Here is a 19,182-nt window from a genome sequence, read left to right on the forward strand (position 1 = left end):
AAAACCGCCCGCCGCCACGCCCTGCTGAAAGAACACGGCATGGACCTGCCGGTCAGCACCGAGGGCTGAGGATATGGGCACCAGCGCTGTGAAAATCTATGTGGCCGGCCACCGTGGCATGGTGGGGGGCGCCATCCTGCGCCGCTTGCAGGCGCGCCGCGCGGCCGGAGACGACATCCAGCTGATCACCCGGACCAGCGCCGAGCTGGATCTGACCGATCAGGCCATGGTGCAGGCTTTTTTTGCCGCAGAACGCCCCGATCAGGTGGTGCTGGCGGCGGCCAAAGTGGGCGGCATCCATGCCAATAACACCTATCCGGCGGATTTCATTTATGAAAACCTGATGATCGAATGCAATGTGATCCATGCCGCCCATCAGCATGGGGTTGAGCGGCTGTTGCAGCTGGGATCCAGCTGCATCTATCCCAAACATGCCCCCCAGCCGATGGCCGAAGCGGCGCTGCTGACGGATCGGCTGGAGGCCACCAATGAGCCCTATGCCATTGCCAAGATCGCGGGCATCAAGCTCTGCGAAAGTTACAACCGCCAATATGGTCGCGACTACCGCTCGGTGATGCCGACCAATCTTTATGGGCCGGGCGACAATTTCCACCCCGAAAACAGCCATGTTCTGCCGGCGCTCATTCGCCGTTTTGATGCGGCGGTACGGGCGGGCGAGGATCATGTGACGATCTGGGGCACCGGCACGCCGCGGCGCGAATTCCTGCATGTGGATGACATGGCGGCGGCCTCGCTGTTTGTGCTGGATCTGGACCCGGCGACCTACCAGCGCGAAACCAGCCCGATGCTGAGCCATATCAACGTCGGCTGCGGGCAGGATATCTCGATCCTGGAGCTGGCCGAGATGGTGGCCGGGGTGGTGGGCTTTGACGGCGAGATCCGGACCAACCCGGAACAGCCCGACGGCACCCCGCGCAAGCTGATGGATGTCTCGCGGCTGGCCCGGCTGGGCTGGCAGGCCGAGATTGCGCTGCGCGACGGGATTGCCCAGACCTATGCGTGGTATCTGCAGCAGGATCCGGAGCGGTTGCGCAGCAAATGACCAGCCCGCTGGCCATCGCCGCAAAAAAGGCCCAGAAAAGACAGGGAGATGGCCTGAAAAATGGGCAGACATTTGCCTCAAACAGGTCAGACTAAGACCCGCAGACCGGTCGGAAAGGGACAGCTCATGATCACCCCCATTCTTCTGTGCGGCGGCTCGGGCACACGGCTGTGGCCGCTGTCGCGCAAAAGCTACCCAAAGCAATTTGTGCCCCTGGTCGGGGAGACCACGCTGTTTCAGGCCTCCGCCCTGCGCCTGTCGGGCGAGGGGTTTGCGGCTCCGATGGTGCTGACCAATTCCGATTTCCGCTTCATTGTCACCGAACAGCTGGCCGAGGCGGGCATTGATCCGGGCGCCATCCTGATCGAACCGGCGGGACGCAACACCGCGCCTGCGGTGCTGGCGGCGGCCCTCTGGCTGCGGGCGCGCGACCCGGAGGGGCTGATGCTGGTGGCGCCCTCGGATCATGTGGTGCCCGATGCGGCGGCCTTTCGTGCGGCGGTGGCGGCGGCGGAACCGGCGGCGCGGGCAGGCCAGCTGGTCACCTTCGGGATCAAACCGGACCGGGCCGAGACCGGCTATGGCTATCTCGAACTGGATGGCGATCCCGGTGATTTCAGCCCCAAGGTGATCGGCCTGAAACGCTTTGTCGAGAAACCGGATCTGGCCACCGCCGAGGATATGCTGGCCTCCGGTCAGTTCCTGTGGAACGCAGGCATCTTCCTGTTCTCGGTGAAGGCGATCATCGCCGCCTTTGAGACCCATGCGCCGGATCTGATGGCGCCGGTGCAGGACGCCGTGGAGCAGGGGGAGCCGGATCTGGGCTTTCTGCGGCTGGACCCGGCGGCCTGGGACGGGGCCGCGGATATCTCCATCGACTATGCGGTGATGGAGCGGGCAGAGAATCTCGCCGTGGTGCCCTATGCGGGCGGCTGGTCCGATCTGGGGGGCTGGGATGCGGTCTGGCGCGAAAGCGGGCCGGATGGCGATGGCATTGTCACCCAGGGCCGCGCCACCGCCATTGAGTGCAGCAACAGCCTGCTGCGCTCGGAGGATGACGGGCTGGAGGTTGTCGGCATCGGGCTGAAAGACGTGATTGCCGTGGCAATGCCCGATGCGGTGCTTGTTGCGCATGCCTCCCGCGCGCAGGACGTCAAACAGGCGGTCAGCGCGCTGAAGGCGAAATCCGCCCGCCAGGCCGAGGCCTTCCCCAAGGATCACCGGCCCTGGGGCTGGTTTGAGAGCCTGGTGGTGGGCGAACGGTTCCAGGTGAAACGCATCCATGTCCACCCCGGCGCGGCGCTCAGCCTGCAGAGCCATCACCACCGTTCGGAACATTGGATCGTGGTCGAAGGCACCGCCAAGGTGACGGTGGATGACAGGGTACAGCTGGTGAGCGAAAACCAGTCGGTCTATATTCCCTTGGGCGCGGTGCACCGGATGGAGAACCCCGGCAAGGTGCCGATGGTCCTCATCGAGGTGCAGACCGGCAGCTATCTCGGCGAGGATGACATCATCCGCTACGAGGATATCTACGCCCGCAAGTGACAACCGCCTGCCCTGGCTAACGGATCAGCCATTCCTCCAGCCCTTCGGCGGGGGTGTCCTGGCTGGTGGGCAGGGCGCGCAGGCGGATCCAGCGGGGATCGGTGGGCTGGCCTGTGCGCAGGCGCAGCCGGCCCAGAAGCCCGACCATGGCCCATTCCGCACGTTCGGCGCGGCTGCGATAGGGGCGGGTGGGGTCATAGGCCGGGTTGAGGCAGGGCGCGCCGCCGGCATCGCGCAGCATGGCGCCAAAGCCATCGCGCAGGCTGCGACCCTGCCAGCGCCCGCCGTCGTCATTGCCGAGGATCGACGGGGTTGTGGAAATCACCCCGATCGGCGTCTCGCCGGGGCTTGCGGCGCGGATCCGGTCACCCGCCATCACCACCGCGAGGCCGCGCCGGTCTTCTCCGTCCGGGTTGCCATCCTCCCATTCGAAGAATTCCGCATAATCCGCGCCACCGCCGGTCCAGGCGCCATCGCAATAGCCATTGCCATTCTGGGCCAGGCGGAACATCGCGCCGCTGCCATCGCCGGCGGTCAGATAATCCTGCGAACTGCCCGTCGCGGTGAGCGCCAGAAGCGTGCTGTCATCGCCGCTGATCTCCAGACGGGCACCGGGATCATAGGTGCCAAAGCCGGCACGTCCATTGGCGGATTTCAGCACCATGGCGGCCTCCCAATTGCTGCCATCGGGAGAGAGTTTCACGGTGAAATCGGTATTGCCCGCCAGCCCCATCTCGGCATGGCCTGTCCAGTTCGACTGAAACAGCAGGCTGGCGGTATCGCTGCCCGAGGCCTTGTTGATCTTCAGCTGATGGCCGCCGCCATCATGGCTGAGCAGGCTGGCGGGGCTGCGCAGGGACAGGCGGTTGGTGGCATCGGCATCGGTGGCAATGCCCAGCTGGTCGAGCCGGTCGCCGCTCAGCGGCGGCAGCTGCCATTGGGTGCCATCCCAGACCCGCAGCGCCTGATCCGCCGGCACCCAGGCGCGCCAGCCGGGCTGTGGCGTCAGGAACTGCCAGGCGGCATCCTGCCAGATCGCCAGCCGCCCGCCCTGTCCGGCCCAGGCATCGGCCGGGCTGTCGGCCAGCCCATAGGCCGCACCTTCGGCCGGGGTTGCGGGCGGGGTGGTGGCGTCAATGGCCTCCAGCCGCAGCTGCACCAGCGCATCCAGCATGCGCAGCGCCTCGTTATGGGTCACATGTTTCTGCGCCTGGGCGGGCATCAGATAGGGCAGGGCAAGAAGAGGGGTGGTCTGGGGCAGGGTGTCTGGGGTGATGTCTGGCATTCTGGCGGCTCCTGATCGCGGGGATGGCGCCAGAATGCCCCAGTCGGATCACCCGGCCCCTAAGGGGGCGCGCGCCCGCTCTGCAACACCCCTTTTGCGGGGGGGTGACTGTTTCCTCCGCGCCTGACCGTGGGGATTGTCTTCAATATGTAAACAATAGCCGCGTTTCTGCCCCATTCCCGTCCGCTCTGCCGCCGCCTCTCCCCGTGAGGCTGATCCTGCCCCCGGAAATGCAACTCCGGCGGGTCTGGTGATCAGGTAGCGCGGGAGCAACACAGATGGATCTACGATTTGCAGGACGGTTCGGAGCCAATGATCTGCTGCTGGACAGCGATCTGCGCGATCTGGAAATCCATCAGGGCACCAATGGCGCGGTGCAGCTGTTTGCGGTCAGCGGGCTGAATGGCGGCATTGCCAGCTACAGCCTGGGAGGCGGCACGCCGGTTCTGCGCGATACGGTCTATCATCGCGCGCTGGGGCTGGCGGGGGGCGAGGCGACCCTGGCCGAGATCGGCGGCGAGACGCGTTTGCTGGTCGAGGGCAGCACCCGCAGCGCCCTGGCGTTTCATCAGATCGGCGGCAATGGCCAGCTGTCGGCGCAGCAGCAGGACAGCCTGCCGGGGGCGGGGGCTGCGGGGCTGGACGCCACGGTGGTTGGCAGCCTTGGCAGCGGGGGATCGGTGGTCTACGGGCTGGCCAATGGCCGGCTGAGCGGCTGGCAGCTGGGGGCGGGCGGCGCGGAGGTGGCCAAGGCGGGCGGCGCGGCGGCCTATGACCGCCCCGGCGCGGTGGCGCTGGAGCTGGCGGACCTGGGCGGCGGCGCGCAGCTGCTGTTGCTGGCCGACCGGATTGAACAGGGGCTGCTGAGCTACCGGATCGATCCGCAGAGCGGCGCTTTGCAGGTGGCCGACAGCCTTGGCGCGGCGGATGGGCTGGGGCTGGCCGAACCGACCGCGGTGGAGAGCTTCTCCGCCTTTGGCAGCAGCTGGGCGGTGCTGGCGGCGGCGGGCAGCGGCTCGCTCAGCCTGATTGCGCTGGGGCGCGATGGTCAGATGACCCTGAGCGATCATGTGCTGGACACCGCCGCCACCCGTTTTGGCGGGGTCACCGCGCTGGAGGTGGTCGAGGTCGCCGGCGAGATGCTGGTGCTGGCGGCAGGCAGCGACGACGGTCTGGCGCTGTTTCGGATCCTGCCGGAGGGCCAGCTGGTGCATGTCACGAGCCTCGCCCATGCCAGCAATGCCGGCGAGGCCGGGCTGGGGCTGGAGAATGTCACCGCGCTGGCGGCGGCGGTGGTGGGGGGGGATCTGCAGATCTTTGCCAGCTCCGGCACGGCCGAGGGGCTGTCGCAGTTCACCCTGCCGCTGGCAGAGCTGGGCGATGTGATCACCACCGCCGGCGGCCGGATCAGCGGCACCGGCGCGGCGGATGTGCTGGCGGGCGGCATCGGTGCAGTGCTGAGCGGCGGCGCGGGGGCGGATGTCTTCGTGCTGCGCCCGGCCGAGGAGGGGCGCAGTGGCAGCCTGCACATCAGTGATTTCGAGACCGGGCAGGACAGTCTGGATCTGTCGGGGTTTGACGGGCTGCGCAGCCTGGATGGGCTGCAGATCCGCAGCCGCAGCGATGGCGCCGTGATCACCCATCAGGCAGCGGATGGCAGCCGCACCGAGGTTGTGGTGCAAAGCGCCGATGGCGGCAGTCTGGATGCGGCGGATCTTTTTGCCGGGGGGTTTGTCTTTGCCGACCGGATGCTGCCCCCCGCAGAGGCACCGGATCCGATGCGCTATGGCAGCGGCGGCGCCGACCGGATTGCTGCGCGCAGCGTCGGCGATCAGATCAACGGGCTGGGGGGCAATGACACGCTGCTGGGTGGCGACGGGCGCGACAGTCTCTGGGGCGATGCGGGCCATGACCGGCTGCTGGGCGGTCAGGGCGGCGACCGTTTGCGCGGCGGGGCGGGCAATGACGTGCTGCTGGGGCAGGGTGCGCGCGATCTTCTGGTGGGCGGGGCTGGCCGTGACACGCTGGATGGCGGACGCGGCGGCGACCGGCTGCTGGGCGGATCCGATGCGGATCTGCTGCGCGGCGGCGGCCAGAACGACCTGTTGCGCGGCGGTGCCCAGGGCGACCGGCTGCTGGGCCAGAGCGGCCGGGACAAGCTGTTTGGCCAGAAGGGCAATGACACGCTGGATGGCGGCGGCGGCAATGATCTTCTGGTGGGCGGCCAGGGTGCCGATGTCTTTGTCTTTGGGGCGGGCCACGGCAGCGACAGGATCCGCGATTTCACGCAAGGAGTGGATGTGATCCACCTTGGACGTCTGGCGCGGGCGGGCATCGCCGAGGATCTGGGGGATCTGCGCCTGCAGCAGCAGGGCGAGGATACGCTGATCCAGACCGGGGCGGGGGAGATCCTGCTGCTCGATCAGATCGCCGCAGACCTGACGGCCGATGACTTTATCTTCTGATCCGCTATCGGCTGTCGGAAATAGGCAGAGGGCCGCCCCAAGAGCAGGTTCCCGGACGTGCCCGGAACCTGCTCAGAGCTTGACGGGCCGGGCCCTCAGAACAGGATATCATCCGCCCTGAGATCCTCGAACGCGGTGTTCTGCAGGGTCAGGGACCAGCCGTTGTCATCCCGGATCACCAGATCGGCGTTGCGGATCTCGAGGTGATCCTCGCGCAGATCGGCAAAATCCAGCACCCCGGTGGCGGCGGACATGTCGATGCGATCTTCGGCCTGAAAATCAATCACCACATCGGCCCCTTGTGAGAACACAAAGACATCGGCGCCCTGGCCTCCTGCCATGCGGTCATTGCCTTCGCCGCCCTCCAGCCTGTCCTGCCCGGCGCCGCCTTTCAGCGTGTCACGCCCGGCGTTGCCGACCAGCGTATTGGCGGCCTCATTGCCGATCAGCAGGTCATCACCAGCCCCGCCCCAGGCGTCCTCGATCAGGTTGACGGTGCGCCCGTCTACCTGGACCGCGGCGGCCATGGCGACATTGTTCTCAAGGCTGCCGATGGTGGAATACTGCCCCGGGCGCAGGTCGATCCGGCTGTTGCTGCCAAGATCGGAGGCGTCGATCAGATCCGCGCCGCCGGCATCCCAGATGGTCAGGCTGACATTACGCGCCACCCCATCCGCACCGCGCAGCGTCATCTCATCCGCCCCGTATTGATAGGCCTGGCCGCCACGCCCGTCGCCGGCCCCGAAATAGCTGGTGGCATCGGTGCGGGTGCTTGTATTGGCGCCATAAAGCGCCTGCAGCGCCTGCATGTCCCAGAGCATCGGGGTCAGCGCCCAGCCCTGCGCGTCATAGCTCAGATCCGCCTCGCCCGGATGGGCGACATAGGACATCACCGTGAACTGGCCGTTGGTGTCGGGGTTGTCGGGCTGCTCATTGGGATGACGCAGCCCCAGCGCATGGCCCAGCTCATGCAGATAGGTGTTCCAGCTGGTATGCCCCAGTATCGGGCCGATGCCCGGCACATATTGATTGGGGTTGCTGCTGTTGATCCAGAGATCCCCGGCCATAGAGGCCTCCGTGCCCAGATCATCTGCATCGGGAAAATTGGCGACAAAGCCAAAGAGACCGGTGTTGTCAAACCCGTAGCTGGCAAAGGCGATATCCAGCACATCCCCGGGTCCGGCAGGGGTGAGATTGACATTGGCGACCTCGTTCCAGGCTGCCACTGACTGTAGCATCAGCGCCTGTTGCCGCGCATCCATCGCAACAGAGGCGCTGGCCGGGATATAGCCTGCCCTGACAGCATAGTCGTCAAAGGCCGGGTCATAGGGGTAATAGCCTGGCACCTGGCTCACAAAGCCATAAGAGATCGTGTCATCCCCGTCGTGCCAGCCATCGGTGTTGCTGACCAAAAGGGCGCGGTAATCCTGATATAACGGCATGGGATCTGCTTTCCATCTGTAATGAAACAAGACTCACGTTAAACGTGCATATTGTAGATAAAGATCTCGCAATAGTAGATTTTTTGCCAGAGGCGGCATTCCCTTGGGTCACTCAGGGGAAAGGGGCACGGTGCCGCACCCCGCAAGGACGGCCGCGCGGTGGTACCCATGGCGGGCAGAGATCCGCACCTGGAACAGAGGCGTCAGAAATCCGCCTCTTTGTCCCTCCACCGTGGGATATCCGGGACACTGAGGGGAGGGCAGATTATAAGAGAAGCCCGCTCTGGCAGCGTGCGCGCAGGGGAGCCCAGCAGAGCGCATCCCTGCAGATTGAGGACAGGGGCCTGCCGGCTGATGCTTTCATCTTCTGACAGAAGGTCTGGCGATAGAGGGATCGGTGCTGAAGGCGGCGGTCCGAGGCGCCCTCAGAACAGGAAATCATCCGCCGCAAGATCACCGAATGCCGTGTTGAGCAGGGTCAGGGACTGGCCGTCCTGATCCCGGATCACCAGATTTGCGCCGTCTTCCTCAAGGTGGTTGTCGCGCAGATCGGCAAAATCCAGCACCCCGGTGGCAGCAGCCATGTCGATCCGGTCGTTGCCCTGAAAATCAATCACCACATCGGCCCCTTGTGAGAACACAAAGACATCCGCGCCCCGTCCCCCGGCCATGCGGTCATTGCCGCCGCCGCCTTCCAGCGTATCCTGCCCGGCGCCGCCTTTCAGCGTGTCGCGTCCGCGCCCGCCCTCCAGCAGGTCATGGCCTTTGCCGCCCTGCAGCCGGTCGCTGCCTTGCCCGCCGATCAGCACATCGCTGTTGCGTGCCCCGGCCAGCGTGTCACGCCCGGCGTTGCCGACCAGCGTATTGGCGGCGCCATTGCCGATCAGATGGTCATTGCCGACCCCGCCCCAGGCGTCCTCGATCAGGTTGACGGTGCGCCCGTCTACCCGGACCGCGGCGGCCATGGCGACATTGTTCTCAAGGCTGCCGATGGTGGAATACTGCCCCGGGCGCAGGTCGATCCGGCTGTTGCTGCCAAGATCGGAGGCGTCGATCAGATCCGCGCCGCCGGCATCCCAGATGGTCAGGCTGACATTGCGCGCCACCCCATCCGCACCGCGCAGCGTCATCTCATCCGCCCCGTATTGATAGGCCTGGCCGCCACGCCCGTCGCCGGCCCCGAAATAGCTGGTGGCATCGGTGCGGGTGCTTGTATTGGCGCCATAAAGCGCCTGCAGCGCCTGCATGTCCCAGAGCATCGGGGTCAGCGCCCAGCCCTGCGCGTTATAGCTCAGATCCGCCTCGCCCGGATGGGCGACATAGGACATCACCGTGAACTGGCCGTTGGTGTCGGGGTTGTCGGGCTGCTCATTGGGATGACGCAGCCCCAGCGCATGGCCCAGCTCATGCAGATAGGTGTTCCAGCTGGTATGCCCCAGTATCGGGCCGATGTTTGGCACATATTGATCGGGGTTGCTGTTGTTGATCCAGAGATCCCCGGCCAGCGATGGGGTACGGCCCAGATCAGCCGGTTCGGGAAAATCGGAAATGAAGCCGAACAGCCCGTCATCGGCGAAATGGGCACTGGCAAAGGTCAGATCCGCCATCCCGCCCTCGGCGGGCATCAGGTTGAGATTGGCCACCTCGTTCCAGGCTGCGACCGCCTGCAACATCATTTGCCGTTCGGCGGGGTCCATGTTCACCGTCGCCCCCTCGGGCAGGTATTCTCCGCCGACGTCATAATCTCCCCAGATCGGGTCATAGTCGTAATAATCCGGCACCGAGGTGATGAACTGATAGCGAATGACGCCGGAGCCATCATGCCAGCCGGTGGCGTCATCTATCAAAACTGCGCGGTAATCCTGATATGTCGGCATATCATCCCTGCCTGCTATGAGCCCGTTTCCGGGGAGCCTAGCAGGGCGCTGTGTCCAAACCTTTAATTGTTCATGAAATCCCATATGGGCCCGCTGTCAGGCAGCCGCAGAGTGGGTTGGGACCACAATATGTGCCTTTCCCGTGGCATCACCGGCGTCTGGGCGTTAGGACAGAGGACAGGACCACGGCAGCAGATCGGGGGGAGAGGACATGCAGATTGAGGACACGGACCTGCCGGGGGTGAAGATCCTGACACCGGCGCGGTTTGGCGATGCACGGGGGTTTTTCTCCGAATGCTGGAACCGGGCGCGGATGGCCGAGGCGGGGCTCAATTTCGATTTTGTGCAGGACAATCATTCGCTGTCGATGGAGCCGGGCACCCTGCGCGGGCTGCATTTCCAGGCGCCGCCCCATGCCCAGGCCAAGCTGGTGCGCTGCGGCCAGGGGGCGCTGTTTGATGTGGCGGTGGATATCCGCAAGGGCTCGCCCACCTATGGGCGCTGGACCGGGGTGGAGCTGTCGGCGGAAAACGGGCGCCAGCTGCTGATCCCGGCCGGGTTCCTGCATGGGTTCATCACCCGCCTGCCGCATACCGAGGTGCTGTATAAATGCAATGATTACTACGCGCCGGAGTGTGACGGCGGGGTGGCCTGGGACAGCTGCGGCATCACCTGGGGGTTTGACGGCAGCCCGGTCCTGTCCGACAAGGACGCCAGGGCGCCCCGGTTTGAAGATTTCGACAGCCCCTTCGTGTGGGAAGGATAAGAGATGAAGATTTTGGTGACAGGTGGGGCGGGTTTCATCGGCTCGGCCGTCGTCCGACTGGCGGTGGCGCGCGGCCATCAGGTGGTGAACCTCGATGCGCTGACCTATGCCGCCTGTCTGGACAATGTGGCGGTTGTGGCGGACAGCCCGCTTTATGCCTTTGAGCAGGTCGATATCCGTGATCGCGCCGCATTAGACACTGTTTTTGCCCGACATCACCCGGATGTGGTGATGCATCTGGCCGCGGAATCCCATGTCGACCGCTCCATCGACGGCCCCGGGGATTTCATCGAGACCAATATCACCGGCACCTATCAGATGCTGGAAGCGGCGCGGAAATACTGGAGCGAGGCGGGCCGCCCGGAGGCCTTCCGGTTCCATCACATCTCCACCGATGAGGTCTATGGCAGCCTGCCTGCCGACCCTGATGTGCTGTTCACCGAAGAGACCGGCTATGATCCGCGCTCGCCCTATTCCGCGAGCAAAGCCGCCAGCGATCATCTGGTGCGCGCCTGGCACGAGACCTATGGGCTGCCGGTGGTGCTGACCAATTGTTCGAACAACTACGGTCCCTTTCATTTCCCCGAAAAGCTGATCCCGGTGGTGATCCTCAATGCGCTGGCAGGCAGGCCGCTGCCGATCTATGGCGATGGCTCCAATGTGCGCGACTGGCTTTATGTGGAGGATCACGCCGATGCGCTGCTCTTGGTGGTGTCCGAGGGGCGCGTGGGGCGCAGCTACAATATCGGCGGCGAGAATGAGCGGAGCAATCTGGAGCTGGTCGAGACGCTCTGTGCGATCCTCGACGAGAAACGGCCCCGGGATGACGGGGGATCTTACAAGGACCAGATCACATTTGTGACCGACCGGCCGGGCCATGATGCCCGCTATGCTATCGACCCTTCCCGTATCCGCGATGAACTGGGCTGGCGGCCCAGCGTCACCGTGGAGGAAGGGCTGGCGCGCACGGTGCAATGGTATCTCGACAATGAGGCCTGGTGGCGCGCGCTGCAAAGCCGCGACGGGGTCGGCCAGCGGTTGGGGACGGGAAAGTGACGGCAGATAGACCACAAAGGGCAGCGCCCGAGCCTGGGCGGGTGCGAAGCGCCCTCCCGTGGGGAGGGTCGGGCGCTGCCCGGCCTAACGGTCGGGCGGTATTTCTTCCGTATAGCGCTCCCTCATGCTGACCGCGCATCTGCCCTCCGGCTATGTTCTGGCACGGCTGGCGCCTGAGAAGCACCGGCTGCTGATGCCCGCCGCGCTCATTGGCGCGGTGCTGCCGGATTTTGACATGCTGTGGTTCCATTTCGTGGATCAGGGCAGCATTCATCATCACCGCTATTGGGTCCATGTGCCCGCTTTCTGGGGGGCTATTGCGGCTCTGGTTCTGCCGGTTTTGGCCTTGTTTGCCCGCCCCCTGCTGCTCCCGGCGTTGGTGTTCTTTGCCGCCCTCTTCCTGCATATGGTGTTGGACACCATCGGTGGCGGCATCCTGTGGGGCGCGCCGCTTAATGATCATCTCTATACGCTGGTGGAGATACCAGCCAGCCAGCCTCATTGGGTTTTGTCCTTTCTGCTGCATTGGACCTTTGTTCTGGAACTGGCTATCTGGGCTACAGCCTTGTATCTATGGCATAAAGGAAGCCGTATATGATCCTCGTTTTTGGCAAGACCGGCCAGGTGGCGCGGGAACTGGCGGCGCATGATGATATTCTCTGCCTCGGCCGCGATCAGGCGGATCTCACGGATCCTGCGGCCTGCGCCGAGATGATCCGCGCCCATGCCCCTGCCGCGGTGATCAATGCGGCGGCCTATACGGTTGTGGACCGGGCCGAGGCGGAAGAGGACCTGGCCACGGTGATCAATGGCAGCACCCCCGGCGTCATGGCCGAGACCTGCGCCATGCTGGGCATTCCCTTTGTCACCCTCTCCACCGATTATGTTTTCGACGGCAAGGGCAGCAGCCCCTGGCACCCGGATGAGCCGGTGGCGCCGGTCAATGCCTATGGGCGGTCCAAACAGGCCGGGGAGGCCGCCGTGCGCCTGGCCGGGGGGGCTTATGTGATCCTGCGCACCTCCTGGGTGGTCTCGGCCCATGGCAGCAATTTCGTCAAGACCATGCTGCGGCTCGGCCAGGACCGCGACCGGATGCGTGTGGTGGCCGACCAGATCGGCGCGCCGACCCCGGCCCGGGCCATTGCGGCGGCCTGCGTGGAGATCGCCCGCCAGCTGATGACGGCGCCGGAAAAATCCGGCACCTATCATTTTGCAGGCCAGCCCGAGACCAGCTGGGCCGGGGTCGCCACCGAGATTTTCGCCGAGGCGAAACTCCCCTGTGCGGTGGCGGAAATTCCCAGTACGGCCTATCCGACCCCGGCGCGGCGACCGTTGAACTCACGGCTGGATTGCAGCACGCTGGAGAAGGTCTTTGGCATCACACGCCCGGATTGGCGGGCCGGGCTGAGGGATATTCTGAAGGATCTGGGAGCGCAGGCATGACAGCACGTAAGGGTATCATTCTGGCCGGTGGCTCGGGCACGCGGCTTTATCCGATCACCATGGCGGTCAGCAAACAGCTCTTGCCGCTCTATGACAAGCCGATGATTTATTATCCCCTGTCGGTCTTGATGCTGGCGGGCATCCGCGAGATCTGCGTGATCACCACGCCGCAGGATCAGGATCAGTTCACCCGGCTTCTGGGCGATGGCAGCCAGTGGGGCGTTCATCTCACCTATGTGGAGCAACCCAGCCCGGACGGTCTGGCACAGGCCTTTGTGCTGGCCGAAGAGTTCCTGGCCGGCGCCCCCTCGGCGCTGGTGCTGGGGGACAATGTGTTCTTTGGCCATGGCCTGCCGAAACTGCTGGCGGCGGCGGATGCGCAGACCAGCGGCGGCACCGTCTTTGGCTATCACGTGGCCGATCCCGAACGCTATGGCGTGGTGGATTTCGACGCCGAGGGCCGCGCCCGCGAGATCATCGAAAAACCCGCTGTGCCGCCGTCGAACTATGCGGTGACGGGGCTGTATTTCCTGGACGGCAGCGCGCCGCAGCGGGCGCGGCAGGTCACCCCCAGCCCGCGCGGCGAGCTGGAGATCACCGATCTGTTGCAGATGTATCTGGACGAAGGCGCCCTCCGGGTGGAGACCATGGGCCGCGGCTATGCCTGGCTGGACACCGGCACCCATGGCTCGCTGCTGGATGCCGGCAATTTCGTGCGCACCCTGCAGGAGCGCCAGGGGTTGCAGACCGGCTGCCCCGAGGAAATCGCCTATGAGGCGGGCTGGATCAGCGCCGACCAGCTGCGCACCCGCGCCGAGATGTTCGCCAAAAACGCCTATGGTGCCTATCTGGAACGGCTGCTGGACTGATCAGAGCGCGACACGGCTCCGCCTCAGGCCGGGCGCAGCAGCAGGCGCCGATCAGAGCACCCCGGCGCGGCTGAAGACGCCGAAGAAATTGCCGATGATATTGGAGATGGTCAGCGCGTCGTTCACTGGTGCCTCGGTGGCGATCAGCAGGTCGCCGGAATTGATCTGGAAGCGGCGGGCCGAGAACAACCCGTCGGCCGATGTGAGATCAAGGGTAAAGACCACCCGCGCCTGGCGCGGGCCGCGCTGACCGGGGGCAAGCGCACTGTCGGGGTATTCGCGCAGCACCAGCAGGCCCTGCGGATCGGCGCGGCTGTCCTGAAACCCGCCGGCAACCGACATCGCATCCATCGCCGACATCTGATCCTTGGTGAATGTGTGCAGATCCTCACGGCCGGTGGCGCCAAAGGACAGGAAATAGCGCGCATCCTCTTCCACAAACACCCGGTCACCGCCGCGCAGCAGCGTGTCGCGGCGCGGATCATTGAGCAGGGCCTCCACCGAGGTGCCATAGATGCTGCTGCCGCGCACCAGGCGGATCTGCGGGTTGTTGAGGCTGGCACTGATGCCACCGCCAGCCGCGATCAGCCCCATCACCGTGTAATTGCGATCGGGCATCGGGTAGGTGCCGGGGGTGGTGACGCCGCTGACCAGATCCACCGAATTACTGCGGCCTTCGGTCATATCGAGCTGCAGCTGGGCTGAGGGAACAATGGTTTCCAGCTCGCGCTGCAGTTTTTCACGGGCCAGATCCGGGGTCAGCCCGTTGACGTTCACATTGCCCACATAGGGCATGAAGATGCTGCCATTGGCCGCCACCGTCACATCCTGCAGCTGCACCATTTTCTCATCCGGGGTGGTCAGCAGGGAATTGTCGCTGCTGTCCCAGATCCGCAGGGTCAGCAGGTCGCCGGGCTGGATGATCTGGGTCTTGGCGCCTCGGGTGGCGCCGATCCATTTCAGCGGGCGCTTGCCGCTCTGGCCGCCGCCGCTTTGCGGTCCGGTTTCGGGCCAATGCGCCACGGTGGGCAGAAAGGCGCGGGTCACCGGATAAAGGGCAAAATCGGCATCCGCATCATCGGCGGTTTTCAGGATCTCTTCGCTGGCGGGAGCGCCACCGGGCAGGCGGCCACAGGCGGCCGGCAACAGGGCAAGCCCAAGAGCGGCAAGCAGGAGGGTGAGGCGGCGCATGAGAGTCCTTGTCCGAAAACGGCTTGATTTTTGTTCTCCGCAAGATACTGGGCATGCAGACTGCGTCAACCGCAAGGGCAACGGTAACAGGGGGGCTGATGCGTTTTCCACCCATATTGATCCCCGTATTGGCTCCGGTATTGATCATGGGCGCCTCGGGGCGGATCGGCGGGCTCCTGCACAGCCAGTGGAGCGGGCCGGAGCAGGGGCTGCGCTGGCAGCGCCGCCGCCCGCCTGTCGGGACCGGTCCCGACGGCCGGGGCTGGCATGTTTTCGAGCCGCTGGCAGAGCCCGAAGCGCTGCTGCAGGCGGCGGTGGGCTGTGCGGCGATCCTCTGCCTGGCGGGGCCGGTGCCCGGCGGCACGGCGGGCGGCGATCTGAGGGCGGGCCAGCTGGTGCAGCATCGCGACCTGGCGCTGGCTGCGCTGGAGGCCTCCGCGCGGGCGCGCGACGCAGGAGCAGGGGCAGGGGCGCCACGGGTGCTGCTGGCCTCTTCGGCGGCGGTCTATGGCGCGACCCCCGGCCCGCTGCGGGAAGACACCCCGCTGGCGCCGCTGGCCCCCTATGGCGTCGCCAAGGCCGAGATGGAACAGGCCGCCTGCGCCCGCGCCACAGAGCTGGGACTGGATGTCACCCTGCTCAGGATTGGCAATATTGCCGGCTTTGATGCCATTCTTGGTGGCTGGCGGGCCGGGTTCCGCCTGGATCAATTTGCCGATGGGCAGACGCCGCGGCGCAGCTATATCGGCCCGCGGACCCTGGCCGAGGTGCTGGCCGCCCTGATCGCCAGCCCGGCGCTGCCACAGGTGCTGAACATCGCCCAGCCCGGGCTGGTGGCAATGGGCGATCTGTTGCAGGCGGCGGGGCTGGAGTTTGCCCGCAGGCCCGCGCCGGGTGACGCCATTGCCGAGGTGCAGCTTGACGTCAGCCGGCTGATCGGGCTTTTGACGCCAGAGCCTGCACCCGCCGCAGATCTGCCAGCTTGCCTGCCTGTTGCCACAGCGGCTGATCTGGTGGCCGAGGCGCGCGGACTGGGCCTGTTGTCCCCTTCCGTTTCCGATAAGGATCCCCGCATATGACCTGGCGCAAACGCCTCTTTGATCTCTTCTTTGCCAGCCTTCTGGTGGTGGTGCTGGGCCCGGTGCTGCTGGCGCTGCTGGCCTGGCTGCTGCTGAAGGAAGGCCGCCCGCTGTTTTATGTGGCCGAGCGGATGAAGGGCGTCGATCAGCCCTTTGCCTTGTGGAAACTGCGCACCATGCAGGTGGTGGACCAGGATACCGGCGTCTCCGGCGGCGACAAATCGGCCCGCATCACCAAAACAGGCGCCTGGCTGCGCGCCCGGCGGCTGGATGAGTTTCCGCAGCTGTGGAACATCCTCAAGGGGGATCTGTCCTTTGTCGGGCCGCGCCCGCCGCTGCGCCAATATGTCGAGGCCAATCCCGACCTCTATGCCCGGGTGCTGAAATCGCGCCCCGGCGTCACCGGCCTGGCCTCGATCACCTATCACCGGCATGAGGCCGCCCTGCTGGCGCGCTGCACCACCGCCGAGGAAACCGATCAGGTCTATTCCCGCCTCTGCGTGCCGATGAAGGCGCGGCTGGACCTGATCTACCAGCGCCACCAGAGCATGTGCTACGATTTTGACCTGGTGTTTCAGACTATCGGCAACCTGTTCCGGCGCGGCTGAGAACAGGTCTGCGGGGATCCGATGATTCGCCCCCCGGAGCGGCCGTTTCCCGCCGGACGGGCCCATATCGCCCCCCCGGAGCGGCAGGGGACCCGCCACCTCCGCCACTCCGGCGGCACCGGGGCCTTCAGAACCGGCATCAAGGCTCGGGGCAGGTCACCGGCGCGGCAAAACGGGCAAATCACCGGGCAAATCACCGGCAGGCGGCGCTTTTTTGCTGGTTGCGGTTTTGTATTAGCCCCTAAATGGGTCTAAAGTGATCTCCGGATGACCTTTGGATGTTTCAGGCTGGATTTCCTGGACAGGGCCCGAAGGTTGGACCAAAGAAACATAGGCCCGCAGCCAGAGAGACCCAGCGCATGAGGGTCCGGGGACCTGCTGCGGGGATTGATAAAAACACATTTGAAACGATGTGCATCGGGGTGACTTCGGCGCGACATCGGGACATATCGACGGGCCGCCCCGGACTGCAGGCGGCCACCGGGGACTGGAAGCGGGGACGGCCAGGGATGTTCAATCTGATCAGTGCGCTGTCACGCAAACAGAAATCCTATATCTTTCTCACCATTGATCTCACCCTGATCCCGCTGGCGCTGTTCCTGACCTTTCTGGTGCTGCCGCTGCCGGGATCGGCGCTGGCCACCTTGGCGGCCATGCTGCCGGTGCTGCCCTATGTGCTGGCGCTGGCGGCGGCGGTGGCGCTGTGGCTGGGGCTGCCCAAGGTGCAGCTCAACGCCTATGAGCGCCATGCCGTCGGGCTGACCGCGCTGCTGGCCTCGATCACCGCCGCAGCCACGGCGGGGCTCACGCTGCTGTTTGGTCCGGATCTGCCGCCCGGCACCCATGTGGTTTTTGCCACCACCTATTTTCTCTGCCTGCTGGCCGCGCGGGCGCTGCTCTATCAGGTGGTGGTGGCGATCTACCGGCGCGCCCAGCCGCGCTGCCGGGTGCTGATCTACGGGGCCGGCACCACCGGCGCCCAGCTGGCCCAGGCGCTGAAGGCCCATGACGGCATTGATCCTGTCGCCTTTGTCGATGACAATACCTCGCTGCAGGGGGTGACGCTGGTGGGGCTGCCGGTGTTCCCGCCCGCCCGCATCGCCGAGCTGGCCGAGGCCCGCCAGGTCAAACGGGTGCTGCTGGCGATGCCCTCGCAGAGCCAGCCGAAACAGGCCCAGATCATTCAGCGCCTGCAGCGGATCGGGCTGGAGGTACAGGCGCTGCCCTCCTTTGCCCAGCTCATCGGCGAAGAGGCGCTGGTGGACAAGCTGACACCCGTCGCGCCGCAGAATTTCCTCGGTCGGGCCACCCGCGATGTGCCCCTGCAGGAGGCCAGCGGGTCCTATCAGAACCGGGTGGTGCTGGTCTCCGGCGCCGGCGGGTCCATCGGCTCCGAACTCTGCCGTCAGGTGCTGGCCTGCCGGCCGCGCAAACTGGTGCTCTACGAGCTGTCGGAACTGGCGCTTTACACCATCCATCAGGAGCTGGAGCAGCAGCTGGAAGGCACCGGTATCGACCTGGTGCCGGTGCTGGGCTCGGTCACCGATCCGCGCCAGGTGCGCATGGTGCTGGCCGATCACGGCGTGCAGGTGGTGCTGCATGCGGCGGCCTATAAACATGTGCCGCTGGTGGAGGCCAACCCGCTGCCCGGTCTGGCCAATAATGTCTTTGGCACGCAAACCCTGGCCCGCGCGGCGGCGCGCAGCGGGGTGGAACGCTTTATCCTGATTTCCTCGGACAAGGCGGTGCGCCCGACCAATGTGATGGGCGCCTCCAAGCGGATGGCGGAACTGGTGGTGCAGGATCTGGCCACCCGCAATCCCGGCACCATCTTCACCATGGTGCGCTTTGGCAATGTGCTCGGCTCCTCGGGGTCGGTGGTGCCGCTGTTTCAGGAGCAGATCAGCCGCGGCGGGCCGGTCACCGTCACCGATCCGCGCGTCAAACGCTATTTCATGACCATCCGCGAGGCGGTGCAGCTGGTGCTTCAGGCCGGCGCCGAGGCGCTGGGTGGCGAGGTGTTTGTGCTGGATATGGGCGAGCCGATCTCGATCCTGCAGCTGGCCCGTCAGGTCATCGAAAGTGCCGGCTATTCGGTGCGCGACGATGAGGATCCCGACGGCGATATCGCCATCGAGATCATCGGGCTGCGCCCCGGCGAAAAGATGCAGGAAGAGCTGACGCTGAGTTCGGACCTGATCACCACCCGCCATCAGAAGATCTTCTGCGCCCGTGAGGCGGTGCTGTCGGAAATCGAGGTCGCCGCGCTGATCCGCGGATTGCGCCAGGCAGTGGCAGCAGGAGACGAAGGCGCGGCCCGGGCGCTGATCAAACGCTGGGTCGAGGGCTACCGCACCCCCGAAGAGGCGCGCAAGACCTCCTGACGACCCGGTGTCCTGTCACATCGCCCGTCGCGCTGACGGACAGCGCCGACAACCGGGGATGGCAACTGGGGGCGGGAACTGGGGAGCGGTCATCGGGAGGAATGCG

The 19,182-nt window shown here is 65.5% G+C and carries 15 protein-coding genes; 11 read left to right on the forward strand and 4 right to left on the reverse strand.

From position 1 onward, the window contains the following. The first annotated feature begins 73 nt into the window (after positions 1-73). Complete coding sequence (gene fcl, locus VWZ87_RS01975; RefSeq protein WP_374015687.1) at positions 74-1,063, forward strand: GDP-L-fucose synthase; 990 nt, start codon at positions 74-76, stop codon at positions 1,061-1,063. A 126-nt stretch (positions 1,064-1,189) separates the two neighbouring features. Beyond that, positions 1,190-2,611, forward strand: coding sequence for a mannose-1-phosphate guanylyltransferase/mannose-6-phosphate isomerase (locus VWZ87_RS01980; RefSeq protein ID WP_416535208.1), 1,422 nt, complete (start codon positions 1,190-1,192; stop codon positions 2,609-2,611). A 16-nt stretch (positions 2,612-2,627) separates the two neighbouring features. Here the strand turns inward: VWZ87_RS01980 and VWZ87_RS01985 are convergent, their stop codons facing one another. Beyond that, positions 2,628-3,896, reverse strand: a complete 1,269-nt coding sequence (locus tag VWZ87_RS01985; protein WP_416535209.1) for a DUF2793 domain-containing protein — start codon at positions 3,894-3,896, stop codon at positions 2,628-2,630. Between the two features lie 278 nt (positions 3,897-4,174). Here VWZ87_RS01985 and VWZ87_RS01990 point away from each other — a divergent pair, with 278 nt between their 5' ends. Further along, entirely contained in the window at positions 4,175-6,361 is a 2,187-nt protein-coding gene (locus VWZ87_RS01990) for a calcium-binding protein (RefSeq protein ID WP_416535210.1), read from the forward strand. A 95-nt stretch (positions 6,362-6,456) separates the two neighbouring features. On the opposite strand, the gene VWZ87_RS01995 is transcribed toward VWZ87_RS01990, so the two are convergent. Next, on the reverse strand, positions 6,457-7,803 hold the full coding sequence (locus tag VWZ87_RS01995; protein WP_416535211.1) for a M10 family metallopeptidase: 1,347 nt from the start codon (positions 7,801-7,803) through the stop codon (positions 6,457-6,459). 425 nt (positions 7,804-8,228) lie between these two features. Further along, positions 8,229-9,680, reverse strand: a complete 1,452-nt coding sequence (locus VWZ87_RS02000; protein WP_416535212.1) for a M10 family metallopeptidase C-terminal domain-containing protein — start codon at positions 9,678-9,680, stop codon at positions 8,229-8,231. Between the two features lie 211 nt (positions 9,681-9,891). Between VWZ87_RS02000 and rfbC the strand changes: the two genes are divergently transcribed. The 5 genes from rfbC (at position 9,892) to rfbA (ending at position 13,814) form a co-directional block, all read left to right on the forward strand. Next, complete coding sequence (gene rfbC, locus VWZ87_RS02005) at positions 9,892-10,446, forward strand: dTDP-4-dehydrorhamnose 3,5-epimerase (protein ID WP_416535213.1); 555 nt, start codon at positions 9,892-9,894, stop codon at positions 10,444-10,446. A 3-nt stretch (positions 10,447-10,449) separates the two neighbouring features. Beyond that, positions 10,450-11,502, forward strand: coding sequence for a dTDP-glucose 4,6-dehydratase (rfbB, locus tag VWZ87_RS02010; protein WP_416535214.1), 1,053 nt, complete (start codon positions 10,450-10,452; stop codon positions 11,500-11,502). Between the two features lie 124 nt (positions 11,503-11,626). Further along, positions 11,627-12,100 (forward strand): metal-dependent hydrolase, encoded by a 474-nt coding sequence (locus VWZ87_RS02015; protein WP_416535215.1) that lies wholly within the window; start codon positions 11,627-11,629, stop codon positions 12,098-12,100. Then, the gene (gene rfbD, locus VWZ87_RS02020; RefSeq protein ID WP_340547816.1) at positions 12,097-12,945 is read left to right on the forward strand and encodes a dTDP-4-dehydrorhamnose reductase; all 849 of its coding nucleotides are present in this window, start codon (positions 12,097-12,099) and stop codon (positions 12,943-12,945) included. Before VWZ87_RS02015 ends, rfbD begins: the two co-directional genes overlap by 4 nt. Then, positions 12,942-13,814, forward strand: a complete 873-nt coding sequence (rfbA, locus tag VWZ87_RS02025; RefSeq protein ID WP_340547817.1) for a glucose-1-phosphate thymidylyltransferase RfbA — start codon at positions 12,942-12,944, stop codon at positions 13,812-13,814. Before rfbD ends, rfbA begins: the two co-directional genes overlap by 4 nt. 51 nt (positions 13,815-13,865) lie before the next feature. Here rfbA and VWZ87_RS02030 read toward each other — a convergent pair whose 3' ends face one another. Further along, positions 13,866-15,005 (reverse strand): polysaccharide biosynthesis/export family protein, encoded by a 1,140-nt coding sequence (locus VWZ87_RS02030; protein ID WP_340547819.1) that lies wholly within the window; start codon positions 15,003-15,005, stop codon positions 13,866-13,868. A gap of 98 nt (positions 15,006-15,103) precedes the next feature. Between VWZ87_RS02030 and VWZ87_RS02035 the strand changes: the two genes are divergently transcribed. The 3 genes from VWZ87_RS02035 (at position 15,104) to VWZ87_RS02045 (ending at position 19,076) form a co-directional block, all read left to right on the forward strand. Next, entirely contained in the window at positions 15,104-16,084 is a 981-nt protein-coding gene (locus tag VWZ87_RS02035; protein ID WP_416535216.1) for an NAD-dependent epimerase/dehydratase family protein, read from the forward strand. Further along, entirely contained in the window at positions 16,081-16,692 is a 612-nt protein-coding gene (locus VWZ87_RS02040) for a sugar transferase (RefSeq protein ID WP_416535217.1), read from the forward strand. Before VWZ87_RS02035 ends, VWZ87_RS02040 begins: the two co-directional genes overlap by 4 nt. Before the next feature lie 509 nt (positions 16,693-17,201). Next, positions 17,202-19,076 (forward strand): polysaccharide biosynthesis protein, encoded by a 1,875-nt coding sequence (locus VWZ87_RS02045; protein ID WP_340547822.1) that lies wholly within the window; start codon positions 17,202-17,204, stop codon positions 19,074-19,076. Positions 19,077-19,182 lie beyond the last annotated feature (106 nt).

Source organism: Phaeobacter sp. JH20_37 (assembly GCF_048056015.1).
GTDB lineage: Bacteria > Pseudomonadota > Alphaproteobacteria > Rhodobacterales > Rhodobacteraceae > Phaeobacter > Phaeobacter bryozoorum.